The organism is Bacillus sp. N447-1 (genome assembly GCF_022701035.1).
Lineage (GTDB): Bacteria > Bacillota > Bacilli > Bacillales > Bacillaceae_G > Bacillus_A > Bacillus_A cereus.
In genome coordinates, this window is record NZ_CP065509.1 from 1,559,742 (window position 1) to 1,583,834 (window position 24,093).

Sequence of the window (24,093 nt, forward strand, 5' to 3'; positions counted from 1 at the left end):
TTATACTATGAATTACGCGGTGGACGTTTTCCGAAGTATTGGTAGTAATCTGTACGGATAAATCCGTTAAACAGCTTACGCTTCTTCGACGCATCTTTTCCGTAACACTTCTCAAATGCTTCGTAGCTTGTTAATACATACGCTGACCATGTATCTAATGGGCGGAATACTTGTCCCATTTCTTTATACAGTTGTTCAACAAGTGCTTTTTCACTTAAACGTTCTCCGTATGGAGGATTCGTTACAACGTAGCCATAATCCTCTTTTGTTGTGAAATCTTTTACTTGCATTTGTTTAAATGTAATTAAATCGCCTAAGCCTACTTCTTCTGCGTTATCTTGAGCAACTCGAATCATACGATGATCAATATCTGATCCAATGATTTGTAATCGTTGATCATAGTTCGCTAAATCTTCAGCTTCTTGACGAGCTTCACGCCAGTTTTGTTTCCCTACCCAGCCCCACTCGTCAGATGCGAAACCACGGTTAAATCCTGGTGCAATGTTTTGTCCAATTAATGCTGCTTCAATCGGAATTGTACCTGATCCACAGAATGGATCAACAAATGGACGATCTGGCTTCCAGTTTGTTAATTTAATTAAAGACGCAGCTAATGTTTCTTTTAACGGAGCTTCCCCTTGATCCATACGGTATCCACGTTTATGAAGCCCAACACCGCTCGCATCAATTGTTAATGTTGCAATATCCTTGAGCATTGCAATCTCGATACGGAATAACGGACCATCTTCTTCAAACCAAGTTGTACGTTTATATGTTGTTTTTAATTTTTCAACGACAGCTTTTTTAACGATACGTTGGCAATCCGAAACACTGAATAATTCAGATTTTAAAGATTTACCGATAACAGGGAATTCACCATTCTCTGGAATATAATCTCCCCAGTTTAATGCTTTTGTTTTTTCAAATAGCTCATCAAATGTCGTTGCTTTAAATTCGCCAACTTTAATTTTTACACGGTCCGCAGTACGTAACCATAAGTTCGTACGACAAATCGCCTTTTCATCTGCTTCAAATGTTACTTTGCTGTTTTCTACTTGACATTCATAACCAAGATCGCGAACTTCTCGGGCAACTAACGCTTCAATACCCATTGCCGCTGTTGCAATTAAAGTAACTTTTCCCATTTGCATTCACCTCTTATGTATATTCAAACAATAATTAATAGCAATTGGTCCTATTAATTATTACATTTTACGAAAAATTTTCTCATTAACCATTTTAACTCATACTTTATAACTTCATACAAATAAAAAGCCCTCCTCTAACAAAGGAGAGCTGAGTTATTTCATAGTTGGTTCATAACGTTCTGTAAGCCATGTTCTGTTCCTTTGTACTACAAACGGCCCACGCCTCGTACTCCGGTGGCAATCATCTATCTACAGGTTATAAAACCTGTCCTTTCCCGTCGTTCATTTCCTTGGAAAAGATTCCCCTACCATTATTTGGGTTTCTCGCTCGTGGGGTTTACCTCGTTCCACTCCTATCATTTCTTCAAGGACTTCGTCACTGTGGCACTTTAAAGGTAGTCAAACCATATCCGAAAGGACTTAGGTTTTTTCCCTGCCGTTAAACCAGCCTTACAGCCAGAATACCCTAGCTTATGAATTGGCTAGGCACGAACACTACAGCCATCTCAGGCCGTGCGAGCATGGACTTTCCTCTACAACGTTGGCGTTGCAGCGATTACCCAAACGTTATGACATCCATTAGTATAGTGGAAACAAAAAGATTTTGCAACGTTTTTTTCTATGTAAAATGCTTAAACCTTTTCCCACCTTACATCATTCGTATAACTTACTTCCAAATACAGCTTTTTCTAAGTTAGATAAGCGTTTTAAAATATCCGTATTCGTGTTGTTATAAACCGGTTGTGCAACTGGTGTTTGTACAGGTTGTTGTGGAACTTGCGTTACTGCTAGTTTTTGTTCCTCTAATTCACGCTTTAAACGAGCATTTTGTTGCTTTAATTGCTCAAACTCTTTGTGGAAAGCTTCATAGTCTTTAATGATCATATCAAGAAACTTGTCTACTTCTTCTTGCTGATAACCTCTCATACCTGTTTTAAATTCTTTTTCTAAAATATCTTTCGCTGTTAATTTAATTTTATCCGAAATCATTTTCTTCACCTCAAATTTTTACCAAAACTTTCATTAACTAAATTTTTTCAGAAACAATGCTTTTTGTCAATCATATATACGAGTACTATATTACATATTACTCTGCATTATTCCACTGTTCCTCTTCTATTATATCTTGTAAATCAGAAAAAAGAATGAAATAACTGTGATAATTTTCTATTTCTCCTTTTTTCTTTGCTGATTCTACAATATATTTGGGACTTCCTGGTTTTTCTTCATCGTATACCGCTAAAAGCGCATCACTTTTTTCAATAAAAAATTGATTTTTTAATTTAAATTGCTCTGGGCTTTCATACTTCCGTTTCGTGATACTATCAACATGGTCTGCTTGAGAAAGAATAAATTCGTAATATTCACGATTATCTTCTTTCCAATTTTCTTCTTGTTCTAAAAACGGAGTGAATACCGCTAATTTTAAATCAGGATATTCTACTTGCATTTCAAAAACAACTTCAGCAGCCCATAATTCTACACCTAATTGGCCGCTTATTATAACCCATTCTAAACCATCTTCTACAAAAGTGATTAATTTACGGTGTAATGCTTTCTTTATACACTCCACTCCTGGATGATCATTTTTAAATATTCCAAGTTCAAATGGCTTATATCCTGTTACTGCAATAACTTTCATATCAACACTCCAATTACAAAAAAAGAACTAGCATTTCGCTAGTTCTAACATATCATTTACTTTTTAAATATTCCACCAACGTTTGGTCCGATATTTGGACCTACTGGTGATACATTGTTTGGTAAAAACGGTGATACATTTGGTCCTGGTCCAAACGGTGATACATTCGGTCCTGGCCCAAATGGAGATATTTGATGACCGTGGTGATGATGATGATGATGACCATGGCCACACGGTCCACATCCGCCACCGAATCCTGGGTCGATTGGGTCCACAACATTTACATTTGAATTTGTTTGCGGGAAGAAGTTTTGGTTTTTAATTTGTTGATGATGTACATGTGTTGTATGTGTTGGGAAAATGTGTGGCACCACCGTTGTTGAAAAAGAGTGTGTTACGCATTGTTTCGTCGGATGAATGACAGGAGCAGTCGTACAAATAGGTCCTGTAGGCTTATGCCCTCCAAAGCAAGGATGACAATGATGCATAGTTTTTTCTCTCCTCTCTCGTTAAAAAAATCTGATTACACTTTACAGTATGAGAAAAGAGAGAAAGCCGTTTGTTATATATACCCATTTATTACAAGGAAATTTGTCTAGTCCTTTATTTCATTTACATTGTTTTTATAGACAATCCTTCAACATCACTTACCAAAAAAGCCTCCAACTTGCTTTACAATACCTGTCACTTGATTCATCGCATTCATCATTTGTCCAGCTGTATTCATCATTTTATTTACATCATAGTTACCATCTGATGTTTTAAATTGAGAAACAAAACTAGAAAACTGACTTGGCTGTTGTTGCTTTTGCTTACCCTGCGTCGGGTACGGTTGTTTTGGTGGATAAAACATCGCTTGTTGATTAGCATACGGAGATGGTGGTGGCATATAATATTGCGAATTCATATAAGGCTGCTGCTGTGGTTGATTCATGTATGGTTGCTGAGCTTGTGATTGTTGAGCTTGATTCACATAAGGTTGCTGCTGTTGTGGTTGTTGAGCTTGATTCACATAAGGTTGCTGCTGTTGTGGTTGTTGAGCTTGATTCATAAAGGACACTTCAAACGGTTGATAATAATTTTGATTTCCATAATAAGGCTCGAAAGGATACATATTATACCGTAAATATGTATCCGTATTATATTGGTACATATTTTGCTGTGCATATGGATTCGTTTGCTGATATAAGTTAGGTTGTTGAAACATGCATTCTCTCCTCCTTCACATAAGTTTCTACATATATAATATGTACCTATAAAATAATATGTGTGATGGAGTATCTGTCTATTTTTGTCGGAAGTTTAAATTTTTAAAAAATTAAAAAAGAAAACCCTTCCATGCTATGATAATGAAGAAGAAGATTCTCATGGGGGAGGAATCAACATGGTATTAGGGGATTTAAAACAAGCGTTTTCTCAAAAAAAGGGGTATTGCACAGAGAATGCAAATGAATTATTAGACTTTGCGAGACATTGGTATCTCGAAGGAAAAATATGCATATCAGATTATCGAACATTAATAAAAGAATTAGAAATAAACGGCGCAACAAAACCTACAACAATGACAGAAGCATAAAAATAACAAGAGGGCTCTCCCTCTTGTTATTTACATTGCTCAACTATATTTTGCAAAGTATACGAAATGGCTTGGTGTGTTTCAAAGAATCGTTTACCTTTACCTTTATTTACAAAGCATTGCAACACATTCGTTTGTAAATTATCATATACTTGATCAATTTGCTGTACATGTATATATTTTGGCTTTTCTTCTTTAATCCACTTATAAGCTAATTCTTTCCACTTCTTTAATTCCTCATCTACCATATCTACAAACGGTTTCATATCCTTATAAAAGTCGTATTCGGTTAGTTCTCTCTTTTTTACATTCGCTTCATTATTATACTGCATGAGTTTTTCTGAAGACTGTATTAATGCTTCATTCTTCATTTCTTTCCCACCTTATTATGCACTCACTACGACGTTTTGAAATGTCTTTACCCAATTCCCTTTCTCTTCGTGATGCACTAATTTATTTTCCATATGTTCAATATGCATTTCTGTTATTTCTATCTTATTGCATATTTTTTCACTCGCATCCTTTAATGCATGATTCATTCTAATCCCTATATTCATTTCCAGCAAATCGAGAGAACTTAACATTTGATCCATTTTTTTCATTACATCTTCCTTCTGAACCATCGCCATATACAAAACGCCTCCTTCTTTGCTTTTCCTTTGTCATGTAATTTCGCCGAATGATTCACCACTCCTGCCCACATGACAAAACTAGTTGTTATTCGTCAAAGAAATCATTTCGTATGTCATTTATAGAAATGGTAACAATACAAAAAGGAGGTGTATTACAATGGCAAAGAACAAAAATGAAAAAAAGAAAAACCAAAACAAACAACAAAATAAACCCGAGACTGGCAATCCAAAGCTAGATGGTCCAAACTTCCCTGCTACATAAAGCGAGACTTTATTACGAACAGTTAAATTTCAAGTCACCCTTAATCTCCTACTAGCATTACGTTTTGAGATTAAAGTTGTAGCACACATAGCAGGATTGTTTCAAATTAAGAAGTCCCGTCTTCAAAATGGAAGACGGGACTTCTTTTTTATTATATCATGAACTCATCCATCCTTTTAGCAAAACGATTTGCGATAGATAGCCTATAGATTTGTTCTCTCTTTCTTCTATACCATTCTGTTATATTAACTTCCCCTTTAGGTTCTTCAGGTACAAATAGCACATTCATTTTCATATTTGCACAAAACCAATCTCTCATTTTTATTTCTTCATGTAAAATAACAGGATAAATTTCTCTAAGTGTTGGCGTATAAGACTTTCGAGTTTCCTTTGCGTAAACTTCATAATCTTCTCTAGACCCAGTATGTGTAGTTTGCAATGCAAACTTATAAAACGAACCATTATAAATTGGATGAAACAATAACCATGCTAATTTTTTTCCTAGTTCTATGCGCTGTTGTAACGTTTCAAATTGATAAACCGAAAATCCATACATTCTCCCTTCAATTGTTGGGAAGATAACTGCACTAATATGAAGTCTTTCTTGTACTTTAAAAAGTGCAGTATGGAATACATGTTTTTTAAAATATGTGTTCTCAATGACTGGTTTTTGAATTTTATTTTGTTCATTTATAATAAGCGCTGTCATAAGCCTATTCATATCTCTTCTTTCCCAGAAAAGTAACCATTCTTTTTCCATAAAAATTGATACGTTGAAATATTGCAACAAATGAAAGAGAGGTGCACGTCTCTTCTTACTTTCCTCATACAATAATAGCTGAGGAAATGCATCTAAAAAAATAATCCAATTAGCCTGTTCGTACAGAATAAATAAATGTTTTTTTACCGTTCTAGGTAAAACAGTAGCATAATATCTCCCTTCTAAATCAGTCATATTCCAGCCCGCATTTCTCGAAACCATACTCGCTAAAAAGGCCCACCTGATTTCACTATTTCTTAAATAATATTCTTGATAAGATTGTGTCCGAGAAATATTGTCCACATTAGCTATTTCTGTTTTCTTTTTAATATTGTGAATGATTGCTTTTTCTTCCTCTGTACAAAAATTTTTTTCTCGATTTTGTTTCATTTTCATATAATCATTCCATGTAAACATAAATAAGTCATCATACCTTTCATCAAAAAGGTCACATCTTTTTTCATTTTTTGATATAATCACCTTTGTAAGTAATTCTTAGCAAGTTGGGGGTGGACACACTATGACCATTCGTTACCCAAATGGAAAAAGGTATAATCAAGCTTCACAACCTCAAAAAACACCTATAAAAACACATACTTATAGTAATAGAGGTATGTCCCTTGAAGAGGAATTGAATGAAACAAATCAATATTACTTAACCCATAATATTGCATGTGTACATAAAAAGCCTACACCTCTTCAAATTGTAAAAGTAGATTACCCCGCTCGAAGTGCTGCAGTGGTAAAAGAAGCGTATTTTAAACAACCTTCTACAACAGATTACAACGGTGTATACAAAGGGAAATACATCGATTTTGAAGCAAAGGAAACAAAAAATAAAACTAGTTTCCCACTTCAAAACTTCCACCTTCATCAAATTGAACATATGAAGCAAGTGGTTGCTCATAATGGAATTGCATTTGTTATTATTAAATTTACACTTTTTGATGAATTTTATTTACTAGATGCAAAACATATTATTGCATTTTGGAATCGTCAAAATACTGGTGGACGCAAGTCAATTACGAAAGAAGAAATAGAAGAGCATGGATCCTTATTATCATGCGGTTATCACCCTCGGATTGACTATATCCGTGTACTAGACATGGTTTATTTTTCGTGATAGAGTCATCACTAAGGCTCTTTTTTCGACTTTTGGGGGAGAGAATGAAAGGTAGGAGAAAGTATAATGTCAGATAATTATCGTTCTCGTACAGAACGAAATCATGTGAAAAATCAAGAGAAAAAAACACATAAAGAAGAAAAACCAAAGAAAAAAGGCTCCTTTTTCAAGAAATTTCTTATAGGTTGTCTACTTCTTGGTATCGTTGGTCTTGTAGCCGGCGTTTCCGCTTTCTTTGTTATGGTAAAGGATGCTCCAAAATTAGACAAAGCCAAACTTGTTAATCCTTTATCAACAAAGTTTCTTGATAAAAACGGGAATTTCTTCTATGAATACGGTGCTGAAAAACGAACACACGTTACTTATGATCAAATTCCAAAAGTAGTTGAAAATGCATTCCTTGCAACTGAGGATTCGCGTTTCTATGATCATAATGGAATTGATTTTAAACGAACTACAAAAGCAGTTATGGAAAATGTCACCGGTGGTTTCGGTTCCCAAGGTGGTAGTACGATTACACAGCAAGTCGTTAAAAACTACTTTCTAACGATGGACAAAACTGCTAAAAGAAAAGTACAAGAATGGTACTTATCTTACAAATTAGAGCAACAATACTCTAAACATGAGATTTTAGAAATGTACTTAAATAAGATTAATTTAGGTAACCGTTCATACGGTATTGCGACAGCAGCGCAAAAATATTATGGTAAAGATTTAAAAGACTTGCAATTACATGAAGCTGCTATGCTCGCTGGTTTACCCCAAGGTCCAAACATTTATGATCCAACAAAAAAGGAAAATGTTGAACGAGCAACAAATCGTCGTAATGTCGTATTATCATTAATGAATCGACATGGTTATATAACAAAAGAAGAAATGAATAACGCCGTTAAGATCCCAGTAACTGAGGGCCTTCAACCGTCTTCAGAAGTAACTGAGATGAAGTATCAAGCATTTTTAGATGCGGTTGTAAAAGAAGTTGAAAAAGAATATCCTGATGTAAATATCGGTTCAGATGGTTTAACGATTCATACAACACTTGATCAAGATGCTCAAGATTACGCTGAAAAAATTATGGATGGTAATCTTATTAAGTATCCAAACGATCAATTCCAAGGATCATTCGTATTTATGGATACACAATCTGGAGAAGTTCGAGCAATTGGTGCTGGACGTAAAGAAAATAAGTCCACTTTCAAAGGTCATAATATGGCAACTGATTTAAAACGCCAAGTTGGTTCAACAATGAAACCAATTTTCGACTACGGTCCAGCGATTGAAAATCTTCAATGGTCTACTTACCATCAATTAAATGACTCTGAATATACTTATTCGGATGGCACAAAGATTAAAAATGCTACAGGGAGTTTTAAAGGTGACGTTTCACTTCGTGAAGCATTGAAGAAGTCATTAAACATCCCGGCTTTAAAGACAGCTCAAACAGTTGGACTTAATAAATCAAAAGAGTTTGCTGAAGGTTTAGGCATGACATTTGAAAATGGAGTACATGAATCTACTGCAATTGGTAGTAACGATAGTTCTCCATTAGCAGTAGCAGGTGCATATGCAACCTTCGGTAATAGTGGTAACTATAATAAACCACACTTCGTAAAAGAAGTAACCTTCCCGGACGGGAAAAAGAAAAGCTTTAAACCGAAAGAACAACGCGCTATGCAAGACTATACAGCTTACATGGTAACTGACGTTCTTCGTGACGTAGTAAAACCTGGTTCTGGTGGTACAGGACCAACAGCATATGTTTCAGGTGTTGACGTAGCGGGTAAAACTGGAACGCAAAACTTTGATGCAAAAGATTTAAAGAAATACGGCATTCCAGCTGATGCAAACAGGGATAGCTGGTTCGCTGGATATACACCACAATATACGATGGCTGTATGGACTGGTTACGTAAAGAATGGTCCAGAAAACTACATTAGTGATCGTTATACTAAAATTGCACAGCAAATGTTCCAAGTAATGATGAGCAAATTCGCTACAGATAAATCTCGCTTTGAACGTCCTTCTTCTGTACAAGAAATAAACGGAGAATTATACGTAAAAGGTGCGAAAAAAGATGCAATTAAACAAATTAAAGTGGATGCCCCTAGTGGTCTGAATGTCACTTTTGATGGCGCTAGCACAGTTACACTAAACTGGTCTGGACCAGCAGAAGTCGATGCATATGCAGCCAGCTATAAAGCAACTGATGGTTCAAGTGGTAGCCTATCAATAAGTGGTACGACAGCTACTCTTGGTGGTATTAAACCAGGTGTTACTTACAGCTTCTCTGTAGTAGCGAAAAAAGGCACTGGAACAAGCCCAGCAGTTGGTGCATCCTTCACTGCGCCTGGCGGAACTCCAGATGCGAAAAAAGCTGAAGAAGAGGCTAAGAAAAAGGCCGATGAAGAAGCTAAGAAAAAAGCTGATGAAGAAGCCCAGAAAAAGGCTAATGAAGATAAAGTAAAACAAGACGAAGCTAAGAAAAAGGCTGAAGAAGAGGCTAAGAAACAACAAGAACAACAGCAAGAACAACAACGTAAACAGCAAGAAGAAGCTCAAAAGAAAGCTGATGAGGAAGCTAGAAGAAAAGCTGAAGAAGAAGCTAAGAAAAAAGCTGAAGAAGAAGCTAAGAAGAAAGCTGAAGAAGAGGCCAAGAAAAAAGCTGAAGAAGAGGCTAAGAAACAACAAGAACAGCAACACCAAAATACCGGAGGAGATACACCTCACGCAGACGGTGCTGTTGTTACAACAGAGTCCTAATATACAAAAAAAGAAGTCCGTTTCTCTTAACGAGAAGCGGACTTCTTTTTTGTTATCATTTTCTTTACATATAGCTTTTCTATTTCGATATACAACTGCGCTAATTGAATATAAGAATGATAATTACTCGGTTTCTTTATAATGAATGAATATCTTTCCATAAAATTAACAGGTTGCACTTTTAATTTATTCGTATTTATTTGCATTTCATTCAAACTATGAACAGGTTGTTCATTTAGCCAATAGACAACCGATAACAAGTGAGCTGCAAAAAGAATCATTGGTCCCTCAGCCTCTTGCTTATTTCTATTTCGAAACAGTATAGCAATGTCTTCATGCTTATTTTTCCATACATTCAACATCGCTGGAATGCTGTTTTCAATTTCCTTCCACGGCTCATACTGTCTTTCAATATCAAATATAAAGTAAGTATTTTGTATTATCTCTTCAAAAGAATTGTCTGTATGATACTTAATTAAATTTACACTTTCTTTAAAAAATGGTAAACAGTGAAATTCTTTCGGTATTTCTATAACTCGCTCCATCCTTTATTTCACCTTCATTCGCTTCTTTCCTTCACGACATACTTCTAACAGTCTGCACTCCTCACATTGCGGTCGTTGTGCTTTACAGTGATAACGTCCAAAGAAAATCATACGATGATGTGTAACTCCCCACTCATCCATCGGTACTTTCTTCATTAATGTTTTTTCTACTTCTAACACCGAATCTTTCCATCTACAAATCGCTAACCGTTTACTCACTCTTTCTACATGCGTATCAACAGCAATTGCCGGGATGCCATACGCTACCGAAACAACTACATTTGCTGTTTTTCTCCCTACTCCTGGTAATTTCGTCAACTCGTCACGGTCTTCTGGAACTTTTCCATTGTAATCATCCAGCAACATCTGACACAATTTTTGAATGTTTTTTGCTTTATTTCTATACAACCCAATAGAACGTATATCTTGTTGTAACTCTTCCAAAGATACACTTAAATAATCTTCTGGTGTTTTATATTTTTGAAATAAATTTTTCGTCACTTTATTTACAAGTGCATCTGTACATTGTGCAGATAGTGCCACCGCGATTACTAATTCAAAAGGATTCTCATGAATTAATTCACAATGTGCTTCTGGATACATATCCGCCATTGTGTCTAAACAATAGCGAATTTGCGTTTTATTTAACATATACTTCCTCCTATATTACTGCTCCAACCAATTATAAAAAGGCACTTTTCCAGTAAATTTCGTCTCTTGTTTTGTCATTTGTTGTGCTCTTTGTTGATTCGCTCTAAATTTTTGACCTTGATTTTGAGCCTGATCTACCGTTTTAATTCCATTCTTTTTCCACTCAAATAAAATACGATCAATATATCGGAAATTTAGTTTTCCACTCATTACAGCTTCTCTAAGAGCCGCTTGAATTAAATTTGGATGATGTTGATCTTGGTCCTCCCACATTCCTAACGTTTCACATTCGAACGGCGAAAGTGGTCTTCCAAATTCTTTTTCAAATACTGTATATAAATTTACTTGCAGCTGTTTTTTTTCTTTTTGCTCTTCCTCTATTGATTCATCCATTAAGAAATGTAATATTTTTTCCCATAACGGTTGTAAAGAATAACTTTCGCACATCATCGCTTCTGATCTTTGTCCACCTTCTAGTGATAAAAACCCTTTTTGAATCAATGCTTGAATTACTTCCATACATTTCATTTCCGTTATCGTCATCCGTTCAGAAATCTCTGATGGAGTCGGAAACGAATTACCTGATTCTAAAAATGTGTGTACATGAAGTACGACCATAAATTCCGTCTCATTTAAACCTAATTTTTTATAATGCATCATAAGTAATTTTGGAATTGCAATGCTTCCCTGCTCAAACCACTGTAACATCATTTTCTTTTTCATCACCAAACACCTCGCTCTCTAGTATAACACACCTTTAGCTATTTCTTTTTGCCACAATTCGTCAAAAAAACCTCCCTATTAATGGGGAGGTTTTTTATATTACATGAATGAAATATAAAATTAAGCTTGCACTTTACTTTTCATAAATGTATGGATACGCTCTAATGCTTTCTCTACTTGTTCAAGAGATGTCGCATATGATAAGCGAACATTATTTGGAGCACCAAATCCTGTACCTGGTACAAGAGCCACTTTTTCCTCTTCTAATAGAGCTTTTGCCCAATCATCAACTGTTGCATATCCTGATAAAGCTACAGCTTCTTTTACGTTAGGGAATAAGTAAAATGCCCCTTGCGGTTTAATGCAAGTAAAGCCAGGGATTTGAATTAATTTATCATAAATGATGTTTAATCTCTCTTCAAAGGCTTGACGCATTGTTTCCACAGGTTCTTGTGAGCCTGCATATGCCGCAATTGCGCCGTATTGAGCGATTGAAGTAGGGTTTGACGTACTATGACTCGCTAAATTCGTCATTGCTTTAATAAGCTGCTTATTTCCTGCAGCATATCCAATACGCCATCCTGTCATAGAATGAGATTTAGATACACCATTAATAATAAGTGTTTGTTCTTTTAATGCATTAGAAAGCTGGGCAATTGAAGTATATTCTACGCCACCATAAATTAATTTTTCATAAATTTCATCAGAAACGATTAAAATATCATGTTCTAAACATACTTCTCCAAGCTGTTGTAATTCTTCTTTGCTATAAATCATTCCTGTTGGATTGCTCGGTGAATTAATAATAACTGCTTTCGTTTTCTCTGTAATTGCCTCACGCAGCTGCTTTGCTGTAATTTTGTACTCATTGTCTTCTAAACCTTCTACATAAACCGGCTTACCGCCAGCAAGCTTTACTTGCTCTGGATAGCTTACCCAGTAAGGAGTTGGGATGATAACTTCATCTCCCTCATCAAGTAATACTTGGAATAATGTATATAATGCATGCTTTGCACCATTACATACAATAATTTCAGATGGATCATACGCAATACCTTGATCGCGAGTAAATTTCTTCACAATTTCTTGTTTTAACGATTGTAATCCACCTGTTGGTGTATACTTCGTATGCCCTTCTAACATCGCTTTATGTGCAGCATCCATAATATGCTCTGGTGTATTAAAGTCAGGTTCCCCTGCCCCTAATCCAATTACATCATGACCCTCTGCTTTTAATGCTTGTGCCTTTGCTGTAATTTCTAAAGTTGAAGACGGTGTTAAAGCAGCTACTCGCTTTGCTAATTTCATTTGTAGTTCCCCCTACATCTATTTTTCAATGCTATATCGTCTTAAAAATTTTCCATCTTTAAATTCAAGATAGTAATAACTATAACGATTGTCATCATCAATATATGTAACTTCCCATAGTGGTACATCATTTTCAAAGCCTAATTTCACTTTCATAATCTCTTTCGGCTTACTTTTTGATTCCTTACTTTCATTGCCGACTTGCTCTATTGTTCTTTGTATAGCCTCTTTTTCAGAAATACCTTCGCTCTTTTTCCTTACTACAGTATCCCCTTTTTTCTCAGGCACCCAAACGATAAGTTGTTCTCCCTTTTCATCTGTACCTTGCACGACTATATATGCAGATTTTCCGTTGTAATAATCAACAGATTTCACCTTTGTAAGCTTTGCTTTTTCTTTAGCAATTTCTACAAATTTCGACTCTTTTGGAATTTTCTTTCCCATCGCTTTATTATAAACATACGCCCCATATATTCCGCTAGCAACGATAACAATAATGATTGCAAAGATCCACTTTTTCATTGTATCACTACGTTCTGTAAATCGTAAATACAGCTGTTTCTTTATCTTTTTCGTCTAATGCTAGTCCGAACATGAGGTCCTGCTCTTTTAACGTACGATTTAAACTATCAACAATTTTATACAAATCCGACGAATATTTAATACGCGTCGTTGATAGTACTTCGATTTTCTTATCCATGAAAAAACTCCTCCGTTACACAAAAATTTCTAATTATAGAAGAACGCAATGCGGTTACAATAAGAGTACATTCTTTACAACCCCTGCTTCATCACCCATCTATTATAGCAGGACATGTACAGCAAAAAAAGGTTTCAAGTCGAAAACCAACACATTTTGTATACAAGAAGTAAGAAAAATAAAATTCCTCCTACCCACATTTTTTACGCCTGAAGTTTATAAGTACTTCAGGCGTATTTTTCTTCCATTTTTATTCATTTGGTGGTTCTTCTAATTGTACTAACAATTCTTCTAATGGCCCTTCATAAAGAGGTACGTTAGGAATCGATTGTAGAAATCGTTTTCCATAGGAAGAACTCGTCAAACGACGATCTAACACTACTACCGTTCCTGTATCTGTATTCGTTCGAATTAAGCGGCCGAATCCTTGTTTGAAACGTAATATTGCTTGTGGAAGCGCTAATTTAGCAAATACATCTTCACCTTGATTTTTTAGCCACTCACCTTTCGCTTCCATCATCGGCTGATGAGGAGGTGTAAATGGTAGACGGACTATAACAAGACAACTTAAGGCATCTCCTGGAATATCTATTCCTTCCCAGAAACTGCTCGTCCCTAATAAAATTGATTTGTCGAATTCTTGAAACTTTCGAATTAAGCGGCTTCGACTTCTATTATTCACACTTTGGGTCAGTAATAAATACCCCTCTAATTCATCATTATTTTTTAAATTCGCATACGCTTCTTTTAACATTTCATACGAAGTGAATAAAACGAGCATTCTGCCTTTTGTGGCTTTCGCTATCTTTGCAATATGTTCCGATATAGATTCAATATATCGCTCATTACTTACTTGCTTAATAAAAGGTACATCCGTTGACACCATTAATTTCATCTGTTCATCATAACGAAATGGCGACGGAACCTTTAAAGTATTTGGAGCGAAATCATGTAAACCAAGTTCCTCTTTTATATAATCAAACGTATCGTTAACTGTTAGTGTTGCGGATGTAAAAATAACACTCTTTTTTTCTGTTAAAAATTCATCAGCAAATCTTTCACCAATATGAACAGGCTGTGCATATAGAACTGTTGAATGAATCGTCCCTTTCGTTTCAGTCTCCATCCAAGTTACATACGAATTCTTTTCTAATACGAGTAACTGTAATGATTCTGCCATCTTTCTCAGCAACTCAATTAAATGCATAAATTCACCTGTTACAACATGCATCTCCCATTCTAACTTACTTTGCAATATATCCACTTGCTTCTCAAGAGCAGTTACTACCCTTCTTAATTCATATATAAAACGATTTGTTAATTCGACGATACTATCCCACAACTTACCTTTTTCTAGTTCTGCGTTATACCTATAGATGAGCGGCATATTATTCGTTCCTTGCTCTTGCTTTGTTTGTTTAAATATAAAAGTACGTAACATTTGGAAGAGTTCATCCGCATCAAACTTAAGTTCCTTCAAACTATAACTTATCATACGGAAAGTTGAACGAGATGCTTGCTCTGATTTTTTCATCATTTTATATACTTTGGAGAGTACATCTTCTGTTTCTAGTGTCCCAAGACGAGATATAACCAATTGAAAATACATACAAGAGAACTGTTCACCCAATGTTCTACTCGCGGCTTCTTCAATATGGTGAGCTTCATCAAAAATAATATGTTCGCATGAAGCAAACAACGGTTCTTCACTTGAAAAATCTTGAAATAATAACGCATGATTTGTAATAACGATATCTGCAAATAAAGCTTTATTCTTCGCTCGCTGGTAAAAACAACGACTAAACCAATTACTTTGCATACCGCCTGGACTATACGCATCGCTACAAATACGATTCCAAAGTAACTTTCCGCCCTCAGGAATATTTAATTCGTCTCGATCACCTGTTTCAGTTTGCAATAGCCAAACTAAAATCTTCGCCTTTGTAAGTGCCATATCATAATTTTTTTCTTCCTCTTGCAAAGCATACTCAAATTTATGTAAGCATAAATAATGCTTTCTTCCTTTTAGAAGAGCTGCCTCAAATGAAAATGGCATTATTTTTTGTAATAACGGAATTTCTTTTTCTAATATTTGTTGTTGGAGTTGTACCGTTTGTGTACTTATAATGACAGGTTCTTCTTTTCTCTTTGCAAAATAAAGACTAGGAAGCAAATAAGCGAGAGTCTTTCCTGTTCCTGTACCGGCTTCAATTAGTGAAAAACGAGAATCTCTTAACGCCGTATATATCTCTTTCATCATCAGTTGTTGACTTTCTCTTCTTTCAAACTTTGGCATATGTGATTCCAATTTATCCATCGTTTTATTCAAGAAAGCATCAAACTTTGATGAACACGTTTCTCCAAGGTTTAAGGAATAGTTCCGCTTTTTCAGCGCAATATTTCGATGTATTTCATACTCCGCTATATCTTCTTTACCGTGCATTACTTTCTTTAAAATATTTTCAGAAAGCACATCAGCTATATCGCTTTGGAACACATCACTTAATTCATAAAGCGATTGCAACGTGACAAGTGGTAACTTTTCAATTTCATTTAAAAATTGTAAAAATAATTCCGCTGTTGCAAGAGCATCACTATCCGCACGATGTGGTTGATCGTGCTCTAGTTCATGCTTTTTAGCTAAATCACGTAATTTATAACTATCGGCTGTCGGCAAAAGAATTTGAGCCAATTCAACCGTGTCGATTTTCGGACAATGTATTTCTGTATATCCAGCTTGCCTTAATTCTTCATTTAAAAAATTCCAATCAAAGTGAACATTATGCGCAACGAAAGCCGCACCTTGTAATAGCTCAACAATCATCGGGGCTACATCTTGAAATAACGGGGCTTGTTTTACAAGACTTTCATCAATCCCTGTTAATTCTGTAATAAATGGTGGGATCTCTCTCTTTGGATTAACAAAAGACGAAAAAATCTCCAATATCTCTCCATCTTCTACTACAACAGCTGCAATTTGGGTAATTTTATCCTTCCCATCTTTCCAGGAGTTCCCTGTCGTCTCTAAATCAACAACGACATAACGCTTACTCATATATGTAACACCTCAATTTCTTACCTTTCAAACAACAATAATTTATATAATGTTACTATACCACGTTTTATCTCATCTTAATGAAAAGATGCACAAAAAAGCTATCTCCGCAATGGAGATAGCCTTTCTACTTATAATATCGTACCCGCTTTTTCAGCACCTAACATTTCAATAATTTGATTATTATCGTCTAGTACTGCAATTTTTGGTTCTTGTGTATGAATCTCTTCTTCCGTAACTAGCCCATAACAAATAATAATTACTTTGTCCCCTGGTTGTACAAGTCTTGCCGCCGCACCGTTTAAACAAACAACACCACTACCGCGTTCCCCTTTAATAACGTATGTCTCTAAGCGAGCACCATTATTATTATTTACAATTTGGACTTTTTCGTTTTCTACAATATTTACTGCATCCATTAAGTCTTCATCAATTGTAATACTACCTACATAATTTAAATTTGCCTCCGTTACAGTTGCACGATGTAACTTTGCTCTCATCATTGTGCGAAACATAGATGCTCCCCCTTATTTAACCGTTAATGTTATATTGTCAATTAATCTTACATTTTCAAACTTAACTGCAATAGCTAAAATGATTCTTCCTTCGACTTTCTCTACCATTGTTAATGACGGATATGCATATAAATCCGCATAATCTACAGTGCCTTTCGTATGCGTCTCAATATAATCTTTCACAAGATTTGTAATGATTTCCGGATTACGTTCACCTGCCTCAATTCTTTCTTTCGCTATACATAGGCTGCGGTATAAATGAAGAGCTTCTTCACGTTCATCTTGTGATAGGTACACGTTACGAGAACTTTTCGCTAAACCATCTTCTTCCCTTACAATATCAACTGGTACGATTGTAACTGGAATATTGAAATCAGTTACAAATCCTTCAATTACTGCAACTTGTTGAGCATCTTTCATACCGAAATAAGCACGCGTTGGCACCGTAATATTAAATAGTTTCATCAGTACAGTTGCAACACCAGCGAAATGACCAGGTCTTTGTTGACCGCATAATACGTCCGTGCGCTTCACAACTTCTACTGTTGTTGTTTGTTCTGCTGGATACATTTCTTCTACACTCGGATAAAATAAATAATCTACACCGTTTTCTTTTGCTACATTTTCATCTCTATCAATATCACGAGGATATCGATCTAAATCTTCATTTGGGCCGAATTGTAGCGGGTTTACAAATACACTTAAAACTACAATTTCATTTTCTTCTCTTGCCTTACGTAATAAAGTAGCATGGCCTTCATGTAAATAACCCATTGTTGGAACAAAACCAATACTCTTTCCACTTGCACGAAGTTCGCTTGTAATTTGCTGCATCTCTTGCACTGTAGTTACGATTTTCATTATTGTTTTCCTCCGTATAACGCTAAGCATTCTTCCTCTTTCATTGTGAACGAATGTTTTTCTTCAGGAAATTGCCTTGTCTTTACTTCAGTAACATATTGTGAAATCCCACGCACAATCTCCTCTTGAACAGACGTATATTGCTTCACAAATTTCGGAACACGATTTACGCCGTATGAGATAAGATCATGATAAACAAGCACTTGCCCATCTACTTTTTGTCCTGCACCAATCCCAATTGTTGGTATTGTTAGTTGCTCTGAAATAAGTTCTGCTAACTGCATTGGTACACATTCTAACACAAGCGCTATTGCACCAGCTTCTTCACATTTCTTTGCATCTTCTATTAATTTTTTTGCACTCTCCGCATCTTTTCCTTGCACTTTATATCCACCCAACACTCCTACAGATTGAGGGGTTAAACCTAAATGCGCTACAACAGGAATTCCTGCGTTCGTCAAATATTGAATCGTCGATATAACTTCTCCAGCACCTTCTACCTTCAGTGCGTGTGCCCCGCTCTCTTGAACGATGCGACGTGCATTCACCATCGTTTCTTGTAATGATACGTGATACGACATAAATGGCATATCAGTTACAATAAACGTCTCTTTCGCTCCACGGCGTACAGCTTTCGTATGATGAATCATATCCTCTACTGTTACAGGTACTGTTGAATCGTATCCGAGTACAACCATTCCAAGAGAATCTCCAACTAGAATCATATCAACTTCAGCTTCTTCTGCTAATTTAGCAGATGGATAATCATACGCCGTTAGCATTGTAATCGGCTCACCTTGCTCTTTCATCTTCAAAAAATCTGTTTTTGTTTTCAAAAACTACTCCTCCTTTATGCAGGAGAGAGGAGATGGCCGAAATCATATAAAAAACCCCTCTGACCATAAAAGGGCAGAAGGGTTGTGTGTTAGTCGGCATTATTCATCCCTCTGTCCCAGTCCGTTATTGGATCAAGGCAGAATCCAAGTTATTATTTTTCGTATGACTTCGAATCATGGTGCAGTTCGCTCTGATACTGCCCACATTCGAACTAATTATAGCAAACTACAAAAAGGAATTACTACATTTTTTTGAAAAAATAATTTTTTATTCTTATTACGGTATATGAAATTTAACACGAGAGTATATATGCTATACAGTTTTTATGGAGAATTCAACCCTGAAAAGATACATGTTTTTTCAACGCATGCTAAAAAAGTCCAAGTTAATTTTTTCTGTAATCCATTTAACTGTATAGTATAACTCTTAAACTAATGATGCAGGTTAATTGAGGAAAGTACTTAACAAAGGAGAATTGCAGATGTCTATGAACAGGTGGTTATTTCGATTCAGCAGTTTGCTTGTAATGATTGTATGGTGGATGTCTTTAGGATCCTCCCATGTATTTGCCTCAGTTACTGTCGTAACACCCCCCACCGATTTAACGAAAGTGATTGAGGTTGAACTAAATGATGATTACTTTAATCCAAATGTTATCACGATTCCGCTTGAAGGATCAACAACATTACTATTGAAAAATAAAGGTAAAAACGAGCACACCTTTACAGTGAAAAAACTCGGCATTGACGTCGTAATCGAGTCAGGAAAAGAAAAGAATATTACCGTGAAACCTAAAAATACTGGTACATATGAATTAATATGTCGATACCATCTTCTTAAAGGAATGGCAGGCAAAGTAATCGTCAAATAACATGCCCTGCCAACTAGGCGGAAGATATTTTGAAATGAACTTTAAATATGAAAAAAATTTATTATCATGTTACAAATTCAACTCAAAACTATTGAAATAAAAAGAAGTTCCAAAAGAGGAACTTCTTTTACTTAATTTCAATATCTGCAGAATGAATATGATGTACTTTCCCCTCATGATCCTCCAGAAGTAATACACCATCCTCTGTGATTCCTTTTGCTAACCCCGTAATTGTCTCTCTCATCGTTCGAGCGGTAATTTCTTTCCCGATGCTCACAGCGTAACTTTCCCAAAGAATTTTAATGACAGAGAAACCATTTTGTAAATACTCTTCATATAATTTTTCTAGTTGTAAATAGATTTGTTGCATAAGTTCTGCACGAACAATCGGCTTACCTGATTCAATCGCTAATGAAGTAGCAATGTGCTGAATTTCTTCATCAAAATGTTCTTGCTTTTGATTCGCATTAATACCGATGCCCATAATGACAGCATTAATTTTATCAGGATCCGCTTGCATTTCTGTTAATATACCTACAGCCTTTTTACCTTGAATTAAAATATCATTTGGCCATTTTATTCCTACGTTTACACCCGTGCATTTTTCAATTGCCTGTGCAACACTAACGGCCGCTAACAAAGTAAGTTGCGGTGCATGATGAACTGGGATTGATGGGCGTAAAATAATACTCATCCAAATCCCTGTTCCTTTTGGTGAATGCCATTTTCTGCTTAAACGACCTCTTCCCGCTGTTTGTTCTTCTGCTACAACGACTGTTCCTTCTTCTGCACCTTCATAAGCAAGTTTTGCTGCAATGTGCTGCGTTGATTCAACAGTTTCTTCAAAATACACTGTTCTACCAATCCGCTTCGTTTGTAGCCCTAACTGAATTTCATTAGCGGTCACTTTGTCTGGCTTACTTGCAATTCGGTAACCTAATCGACGCACAGCTTCAAGTTCATATCCCTCACTCCGCAGATCCTCCATATGTTTCCACACAGCAGTTCTTGAACAACCAAGTTTATCACTAATTGTTTGGCCGGATACAAACTCGCCATCCGCTTCAGAAAAAACTTGCAATAACTGCTTTCTTATAGTAGATTGCATCCTTGTAGCCACTCCCTTATACGCTCTTTCTCATTAACTACGTTTCCTTGTACGATTGCTTCTTCGATTTTCTGAAGCATCTCAGCAACCCACGGACCAGGCTTTTTGTTTGCCCAGTTTAATAAATCATTACCAGTCACATTCATTTCTTGACGCTCCTGGATTGGCAATGCATGAAACATTGATTGTACTCGTTCAACAGATGTAGGGTCATAGCGTTCAATCATCGCTTCATATACTCTCTCTGCCATTTCAGCGATATGAATTCCCGTTTTATAAAGAAGGACTGTATCCCAATCCTTCTCCTTTCTAGTACGGATTGTCAATAAAACTGCAACAATATCTTTTATTTTTTTATTCGAAAACTTCCATTGACGTAAAAAGACAGATGGATGTTCTTCTCCGATACAATATAAGAAAAATGCCCACGCCTCAATATCCGTTTCGAAAGAATCCCATTTATACTGCGTAGCTTTTAACAGTCTCTCTTCTGACATTTGTAAATATGGCAAATGAGAAAATAGCTTCGTCTCTACTAATTCTTTGAGACCTTTCACACAATATGTACCAGTTAACAGTTTCTCAAACTCTACTGTAATACGCTCAATTGCTATATGTTCTAGCAAATGCCCATACGTTTCAATCGCTTGCTTCGTTTTCATTTCTAATGAAAAACCTAACGTGCTTACAAACCGAATACCACGCATCATTCGCAGGGCATCTTCTTGAAAACGATCCGCAGCATTTCCAACTGTCACAATTTCTCTCTGTTGAATGGCTTCCTGTCCAGCAAATAAATCGACCATTTTGCCTTCTTCTGTCATAGCAATTGCATTCATCGTGAAATCACGACGTTTTAAATCCTCTTCTAATGAACGAACAAATTGAACACTACTAGGTCTTCGAAAATCTTCATATTCGCTTTCTGTTCGAAAAGTAGTTACCTCATAGGGCTCACCATTTTCTACAACAATTACAGTTCCATGCTCAAGACCAACAGGAACATTTCTTGGGAATATAGCCATCACTTCTTCTGGTAGAGCAGATGTCGCAATATCAATATCTCCAATCGGCCTATCGATAATAAGATCTCGTACGCTCCCACCAACAAAGTAAGCCTCATGTCCTTGTTGCTTTAATGTCTCAATAATAGAACTAGCTTTTTTAAATCTTTCCATTTTTGTCATCCCTTAGTACGTCATAGTAAATCGTTTCATATTGTGAAACAATTTTTTCTGAGCGAAATTGCTCATAAACACTTTCTCTTGCTCGTTCTCCCATATTACGGTGAAGTTCCTCGTCCTTTAATAGCTGAATAGCTTGATTTGCCACTCCTGTTGTATCGCCAACTTCACATAAATATCCTGTTTCCCCGTGTTGAATAACCTCTGGAATACCTCCAACCCGTGTTCCGATACAAGGTACACCACACGCCATTGCTTCTAATAAAACAAGACCAAAACTTTCCTTCTCTGATAGAAGCAACATTAAATCACTCATCGCAAGTAGTTCTGCAACATTATCTTGCTTCCCTAGGAATAAAACGCGATCTTCAATATGTAAATTCTTCACTATCTGTAAAATCGTACAGAATTCTGGTCCGTCTCCAACAAGAAGCAACTTCGCATCTACTTCTTTAACAATTTTAGCAAATGCCTGAACAACATCCTGCACACGTTTCACTTTACGGAAATTCGAAATATGAATAAGTACTTTTTCACTCTCACTTATACCATATTCTTTCTTTAATTGAGACATATTACGCTTGAAATATACACGTTCGTCTATAAAGTTATATACCGTTTGAATTTCTTTACTTGGTTTTACAAGCTCATGTGTTTCGTTAATTAATGAATGCGAGACAGCAGTAACAACATCCGATTGCTCAATACCAAAACGAATTAAATTATTTAACGAAGGGTCGGAACCTAACACAGTAATATCTGTTCCATGTAAGGTTGTAACAATTTTAATACGCTCTCCGATCATTTGTTTTGCTAAATATGCACAAATTGCATGTGGTATTGCGTAATGCACATGTAAAATGTCTAAGTTTTCTCTTTGTGCAACCTCGGCCATTTTACTTGCTAACGCTAAATCGTATGGTGGATATTGAAATACAGAGTATTGATTTACCGTCACTTCATGAAAATAAATGTTTGGATATACTTTATTTAACCGGAATGGTAAACCCGATGTAATAAAGTGAATTTCATGCCCACGTTCCGCCAATTGCTTTCCTAATTCTGTTCCAACAACTCCAGAACCACCTACAGAAGGATAACATGTAATACCTATTTTTAATTTCATTTACATCCCCCTAATAAATCAGCATGTAATAAAACCGGTTTCTTACTCATAAATCCTTCGGCATACAAGACTCCAACTTCTTTTCCAAACATCTTCTCACGAGCAATCACAGTTTCAACGTAACCTTCTGTTAACGGTGTCTTAACACCATCACTCCCTGTTGAAAACTGACTTTCATACGCTTCTAATGCTTCCACCTTTATAGAGAGGTACTCACTTATATCTATACAAAAATTCGGTTTATGAAAACCATTAATCATATAATTATAAAAAGACTCCACACGATGTGGTGAAAGTTCCGGCATATATTTACGGATTCCTGCTGAAAAAATAGCCTCTTCCACAAGCTTTGCACAATTTGCATGATCTGGATGGCGATCTTCATAGTACGGCGCAAAAACTAGTTTTGGTTTATATGTACGGATCACCTTGACAATTTCACGTATATACTCTTCTTTCATATACAAACCACGGTCTGGCATCGCTAAATTCAGCCTCGTTTTTACTCCCATTATACGAGCTGCGACCTTCGCTTCTTCTTTTCTCAACTCTATCGTTCCATTTGAAGAAAGATCAGCTTCTGTTAAATCACAAATACCTACTTCATACCCTTGCTTTGTATATTTAGCGATGGTACCAGCCATGCCGATTTCAACATCATCGGCATGAGCACCAAACGCTAATATATGTAATCCACTCATAATTG

Annotated in this window: 27 protein-coding genes and 1 other RNA gene; 5 read left to right on the forward strand and 23 right to left on the reverse strand. The window is 36.0% G+C overall.

Annotated features, from left to right (window positions below):
• Positions 1-5: 5 nt before the first annotated feature.
• The 6 genes from IQ781_RS07680 to IQ781_RS07705 all read right to left on the reverse strand — a co-directional run bounded on the left by IQ781_RS07680 (position 6) and on the right by IQ781_RS07705 (position 3,997).
• Positions 6-1,145: a THUMP domain-containing class I SAM-dependent RNA methyltransferase gene (locus IQ781_RS07680; RefSeq protein ID WP_000521224.1), complete on the reverse strand. Its 1,140-nt coding sequence runs from the start codon at positions 1,143-1,145 to the stop codon at positions 6-8.
• 180 nt (positions 1,146-1,325) lie between these two features.
• Positions 1,326-1,716, reverse strand: an RNA gene (gene rnpB / locus IQ781_RS07685) — RNase P RNA component class B.
• Between the two features lie 86 nt (positions 1,717-1,802).
• Positions 1,803-2,138 (reverse strand): cell division regulator GpsB, encoded by a 336-nt coding sequence (gpsB, locus tag IQ781_RS07690; RefSeq protein WP_000622431.1) that lies wholly within the window; start codon positions 2,136-2,138, stop codon positions 1,803-1,805.
• Positions 2,139-2,235: 97 nt separating this feature from the next.
• A complete protein-coding gene (locus tag IQ781_RS07695) occupies positions 2,236-2,790 on the reverse strand; it encodes an SLOG family protein (RefSeq protein WP_000862908.1) in 555 nt (184 codons plus the stop codon).
• 56 nt (positions 2,791-2,846) lie between these two features.
• A complete protein-coding gene (locus IQ781_RS07700; RefSeq protein WP_000546272.1) occupies positions 2,847-3,278 on the reverse strand; it encodes a CotD family spore coat protein in 432 nt (143 codons plus the stop codon).
• 155 nt (positions 3,279-3,433) lie between these two features.
• On the reverse strand, positions 3,434-3,997 hold the full coding sequence (locus IQ781_RS07705) for a YppG family protein (protein WP_016122190.1): 564 nt from the start codon (positions 3,995-3,997) through the stop codon (positions 3,434-3,436).
• Positions 3,998-4,174: 177 nt separating this feature from the next.
• Here IQ781_RS07705 and IQ781_RS07710 point away from each other — a divergent pair, with 177 nt between their 5' ends.
• Positions 4,175-4,366 carry a YppF family protein gene (locus IQ781_RS07710; RefSeq protein WP_000242652.1) on the forward strand — a complete coding sequence of 64 codons (192 nt, stop codon included), beginning with the start codon at positions 4,175-4,177 and terminating at the stop codon, positions 4,364-4,366.
• A 26-nt stretch (positions 4,367-4,392) separates the two neighbouring features.
• Here IQ781_RS07710 and IQ781_RS07715 read toward each other — a convergent pair whose 3' ends face one another.
• Positions 4,393-4,737, reverse strand: a complete 345-nt coding sequence (locus tag IQ781_RS07715; protein WP_000786939.1) for a YppE family protein — start codon at positions 4,735-4,737, stop codon at positions 4,393-4,395.
• Between the two features lie 15 nt (positions 4,738-4,752).
• A complete protein-coding gene (locus tag IQ781_RS07720) occupies positions 4,753-4,995 on the reverse strand; it encodes a hypothetical protein (RefSeq protein ID WP_001252036.1) in 243 nt (80 codons plus the stop codon).
• 85 nt (positions 4,996-5,080) lie between these two features.
• Here IQ781_RS07720 and IQ781_RS28290 point away from each other — a divergent pair, with 85 nt between their 5' ends.
• Positions 5,081-5,260 (forward strand): hypothetical protein, encoded by a 180-nt coding sequence (locus tag IQ781_RS28290; protein ID WP_001987054.1) that lies wholly within the window; start codon positions 5,081-5,083, stop codon positions 5,258-5,260.
• 151 nt (positions 5,261-5,411) lie between these two features.
• Here the strand turns inward: IQ781_RS28290 and IQ781_RS07725 are convergent, their stop codons facing one another.
• Positions 5,412-6,437, reverse strand: a complete 1,026-nt coding sequence (locus IQ781_RS07725; RefSeq protein ID WP_000495660.1) for a DUF2515 domain-containing protein — start codon at positions 6,435-6,437, stop codon at positions 5,412-5,414.
• 103 nt (positions 6,438-6,540) lie between these two features.
• Between IQ781_RS07725 and recU the strand changes: the two genes are divergently transcribed.
• Positions 6,541-7,143, forward strand: coding sequence for a Holliday junction resolvase RecU (gene recU / locus IQ781_RS07730; RefSeq protein WP_000155598.1), 603 nt, complete (start codon positions 6,541-6,543; stop codon positions 7,141-7,143).
• Positions 7,144-7,209: 66 nt separating this feature from the next.
• Positions 7,210-9,903, forward strand: coding sequence for a PBP1A family penicillin-binding protein (locus IQ781_RS07735; protein WP_001283092.1), 2,694 nt, complete (start codon positions 7,210-7,212; stop codon positions 9,901-9,903).
• Between the two features lie 26 nt (positions 9,904-9,929).
• Here IQ781_RS07735 and IQ781_RS07740 read toward each other — a convergent pair whose 3' ends face one another.
• The 10 genes from IQ781_RS07740 to panB all read right to left on the reverse strand — a co-directional run bounded on the left by IQ781_RS07740 (position 9,930) and on the right by panB (position 19,097).
• Complete coding sequence (locus tag IQ781_RS07740; protein WP_000442650.1) at positions 9,930-10,448, reverse strand: YpoC family protein; 519 nt, start codon at positions 10,446-10,448, stop codon at positions 9,930-9,932.
• A gap of 3 nt (positions 10,449-10,451) precedes the next feature.
• A complete protein-coding gene (gene nth / locus IQ781_RS07745; RefSeq protein WP_000933030.1) occupies positions 10,452-11,099 on the reverse strand; it encodes an endonuclease III in 648 nt (215 codons plus the stop codon).
• 15 nt (positions 11,100-11,114) lie between these two features.
• Positions 11,115-11,822 carry a DNA replication protein DnaD gene (gene dnaD, locus IQ781_RS07750; RefSeq protein WP_000728542.1) on the reverse strand — a complete coding sequence of 236 codons (708 nt, stop codon included), beginning with the start codon at positions 11,820-11,822 and terminating at the stop codon, positions 11,115-11,117.
• A gap of 120 nt (positions 11,823-11,942) precedes the next feature.
• Positions 11,943-13,130: an aspartate transaminase AspB gene (gene aspB, locus IQ781_RS07755; RefSeq protein WP_000761571.1), complete on the reverse strand. Its 1,188-nt coding sequence runs from the start codon at positions 13,128-13,130 to the stop codon at positions 11,943-11,945.
• An 18-nt stretch (positions 13,131-13,148) separates the two neighbouring features.
• Entirely contained in the window at positions 13,149-13,652 is a 504-nt protein-coding gene (locus IQ781_RS07760) for a cell wall elongation regulator TseB-like domain-containing protein (protein ID WP_000758739.1), read from the reverse strand.
• Between the two features lie 7 nt (positions 13,653-13,659).
• The gene (locus IQ781_RS07765; protein ID WP_000358352.1) at positions 13,660-13,830 is read right to left on the reverse strand and encodes a YpmA family protein; all 171 of its coding nucleotides are present in this window, start codon (positions 13,828-13,830) and stop codon (positions 13,660-13,662) included.
• Between the two features lie 250 nt (positions 13,831-14,080).
• Positions 14,081-16,885 (reverse strand): ATP-dependent DNA helicase DinG, encoded by a 2,805-nt coding sequence (dinG, locus tag IQ781_RS07770; RefSeq protein WP_065381958.1) that lies wholly within the window; start codon positions 16,883-16,885, stop codon positions 14,081-14,083.
• 131 nt (positions 16,886-17,016) lie between these two features.
• Positions 17,017-17,400, reverse strand: coding sequence for an aspartate 1-decarboxylase (gene panD, locus IQ781_RS07775; RefSeq protein ID WP_000490184.1), 384 nt, complete (start codon positions 17,398-17,400; stop codon positions 17,017-17,019).
• 12 nt (positions 17,401-17,412) lie between these two features.
• Positions 17,413-18,261, reverse strand: a complete 849-nt coding sequence (gene panC, locus IQ781_RS07780) for a pantoate--beta-alanine ligase (protein WP_000707025.1) — start codon at positions 18,259-18,261, stop codon at positions 17,413-17,415.
• A complete protein-coding gene (gene panB, locus IQ781_RS07785; RefSeq protein WP_000851108.1) occupies positions 18,261-19,097 on the reverse strand; it encodes a 3-methyl-2-oxobutanoate hydroxymethyltransferase in 837 nt (278 codons plus the stop codon). The genes panC and panB overlap by 1 nt, the downstream gene beginning before the upstream one ends.
• 482 nt (positions 19,098-19,579) lie before the next feature.
• Between panB and IQ781_RS07790 the strand changes: the two genes are divergently transcribed.
• A complete protein-coding gene (locus IQ781_RS07790; RefSeq protein ID WP_000062388.1) occupies positions 19,580-19,969 on the forward strand; it encodes a cupredoxin domain-containing protein in 390 nt (129 codons plus the stop codon).
• Between the two features lie 127 nt (positions 19,970-20,096).
• On the opposite strand, the gene IQ781_RS07795 is transcribed toward IQ781_RS07790, so the two are convergent.
• The 4 genes from IQ781_RS07795 to bshB1 are packed head-to-tail and all read right to left on the reverse strand — an operon-like array spanning position 20,097 to position 24,088.
• Positions 20,097-21,077, reverse strand: coding sequence for a biotin--[acetyl-CoA-carboxylase] ligase (locus IQ781_RS07795; protein WP_001192063.1), 981 nt, complete (start codon positions 21,075-21,077; stop codon positions 20,097-20,099).
• Positions 21,062-22,255: a CCA tRNA nucleotidyltransferase gene (locus IQ781_RS07800; protein WP_000439321.1), complete on the reverse strand. Its 1,194-nt coding sequence runs from the start codon at positions 22,253-22,255 to the stop codon at positions 21,062-21,064. Before IQ781_RS07800 ends, IQ781_RS07795 begins: the two co-directional genes overlap by 16 nt.
• Positions 22,242-23,387: an N-acetyl-alpha-D-glucosaminyl L-malate synthase BshA gene (gene bshA, locus IQ781_RS07805; protein ID WP_000768305.1), complete on the reverse strand. Its 1,146-nt coding sequence runs from the start codon at positions 23,385-23,387 to the stop codon at positions 22,242-22,244. Before bshA ends, IQ781_RS07800 begins: the two co-directional genes overlap by 14 nt.
• Positions 23,384-24,088: a bacillithiol biosynthesis deacetylase BshB1 gene (gene bshB1, locus IQ781_RS07810; protein WP_000015673.1), complete on the reverse strand. Its 705-nt coding sequence runs from the start codon at positions 24,086-24,088 to the stop codon at positions 23,384-23,386. The genes bshA and bshB1 overlap by 4 nt, the downstream gene beginning before the upstream one ends.
• Positions 24,089-24,093 lie beyond the last annotated feature (5 nt).

What these genes read in the sequence shown, in the direction of transcription:
- IQ781_RS07680 (WP_000521224.1), bottom strand. Translation starts at nt 1,145, where the DNA reads ATGGGAAAAGTTACTTTAATTGCAACAGCGGCAATGGGTATTGAAGCG.
- gpsB (WP_000622431.1), bottom strand. Translation starts at nt 2,138, where the DNA reads ATGATTTCGGATAAAATTAAATTAACAGCGAAAGATATTTTAGAAAAA.
- IQ781_RS07695 (WP_000862908.1), bottom strand. Translation starts at nt 2,790, where the DNA reads ATGAAAGTTATTGCAGTAACAGGATATAAGCCATTTGAACTTGGAATA.
- IQ781_RS07700 (WP_000546272.1), bottom strand. Translation starts at nt 3,278, where the DNA reads ATGCATCATTGTCATCCTTGCTTTGGAGGGCATAAGCCTACAGGACCT.
- IQ781_RS07705 (WP_016122190.1), bottom strand. Translation starts at nt 3,997, where the DNA reads ATGTTTCAACAACCTAACTTATATCAGCAAACGAATCCATATGCACAG.
- IQ781_RS07710 (WP_000242652.1), top strand. Translation starts at nt 4,175, where the DNA reads ATGGTATTAGGGGATTTAAAACAAGCGTTTTCTCAAAAAAAGGGGTAT.
- IQ781_RS07715 (WP_000786939.1), bottom strand. Translation starts at nt 4,737, where the DNA reads ATGAAGAATGAAGCATTAATACAGTCTTCAGAAAAACTCATGCAGTAT.
- IQ781_RS07720 (WP_001252036.1), bottom strand. Translation starts at nt 4,995, where the DNA reads ATGGCGATGGTTCAGAAGGAAGATGTAATGAAAAAAATGGATCAAATG.
- IQ781_RS07725 (WP_000495660.1), bottom strand. Translation starts at nt 6,437, where the DNA reads ATGTTTACATGGAATGATTATATGAAAATGAAACAAAATCGAGAAAAA.
- recU (WP_000155598.1), top strand. Translation starts at nt 6,541, where the DNA reads ATGACCATTCGTTACCCAAATGGAAAAAGGTATAATCAAGCTTCACAA.
- IQ781_RS07735 (WP_001283092.1), top strand. Translation starts at nt 7,210, where the DNA reads ATGTCAGATAATTATCGTTCTCGTACAGAACGAAATCATGTGAAAAAT.
- IQ781_RS07740 (WP_000442650.1), bottom strand. Translation starts at nt 10,448, where the DNA reads ATGGAGCGAGTTATAGAAATACCGAAAGAATTTCACTGTTTACCATTT.
- nth (WP_000933030.1), bottom strand. Translation starts at nt 11,099, where the DNA reads ATGTTAAATAAAACGCAAATTCGCTATTGTTTAGACACAATGGCGGAT.
- dnaD (WP_000728542.1), bottom strand. Translation starts at nt 11,822, where the DNA reads ATGAAAAAGAAAATGATGTTACAGTGGTTTGAGCAGGGAAGCATTGCA.
- aspB (WP_000761571.1), bottom strand. Translation starts at nt 13,130, where the DNA reads ATGAAATTAGCAAAGCGAGTAGCTGCTTTAACACCGTCTTCAACTTTA.
- IQ781_RS07760 (WP_000758739.1), bottom strand. Translation starts at nt 13,652, where the DNA reads ATGAAAAAGTGGATCTTTGCAATCATTATTGTTATCGTTGCTAGCGGA.
- IQ781_RS07765 (WP_000358352.1), bottom strand. Translation starts at nt 13,830, where the DNA reads ATGGATAAGAAAATCGAAGTACTATCAACGACGCGTATTAAATATTCG.
- dinG (WP_065381958.1), bottom strand. Translation starts at nt 16,885, where the DNA reads ATGAGTAAGCGTTATGTCGTTGTTGATTTAGAGACGACAGGGAACTCC.
- panD (WP_000490184.1), bottom strand. Translation starts at nt 17,400, where the DNA reads ATGTTTCGCACAATGATGAGAGCAAAGTTACATCGTGCAACTGTAACG.
- panC (WP_000707025.1), bottom strand. Translation starts at nt 18,261, where the DNA reads ATGAAAATCGTAACTACAGTGCAAGAGATGCAGCAAATTACAAGCGAA.
- IQ781_RS07790 (WP_000062388.1), top strand. Translation starts at nt 19,580, where the DNA reads ATGTCTATGAACAGGTGGTTATTTCGATTCAGCAGTTTGCTTGTAATG.
- IQ781_RS07795 (WP_001192063.1), bottom strand. Translation starts at nt 21,077, where the DNA reads ATGCAATCTACTATAAGAAAGCAGTTATTGCAAGTTTTTTCTGAAGCG.
- IQ781_RS07800 (WP_000439321.1), bottom strand. Translation starts at nt 22,255, where the DNA reads ATGGAAAGATTTAAAAAAGCTAGTTCTATTATTGAGACATTAAAGCAA.
- bshA (WP_000768305.1), bottom strand. Translation starts at nt 23,387, where the DNA reads ATGAAATTAAAAATAGGTATTACATGTTATCCTTCTGTAGGTGGTTCT.
- bshB1 (WP_000015673.1), bottom strand. Translation starts at nt 24,088, where the DNA reads ATGAGTGGATTACATATATTAGCGTTTGGTGCTCATGCCGATGATGTT.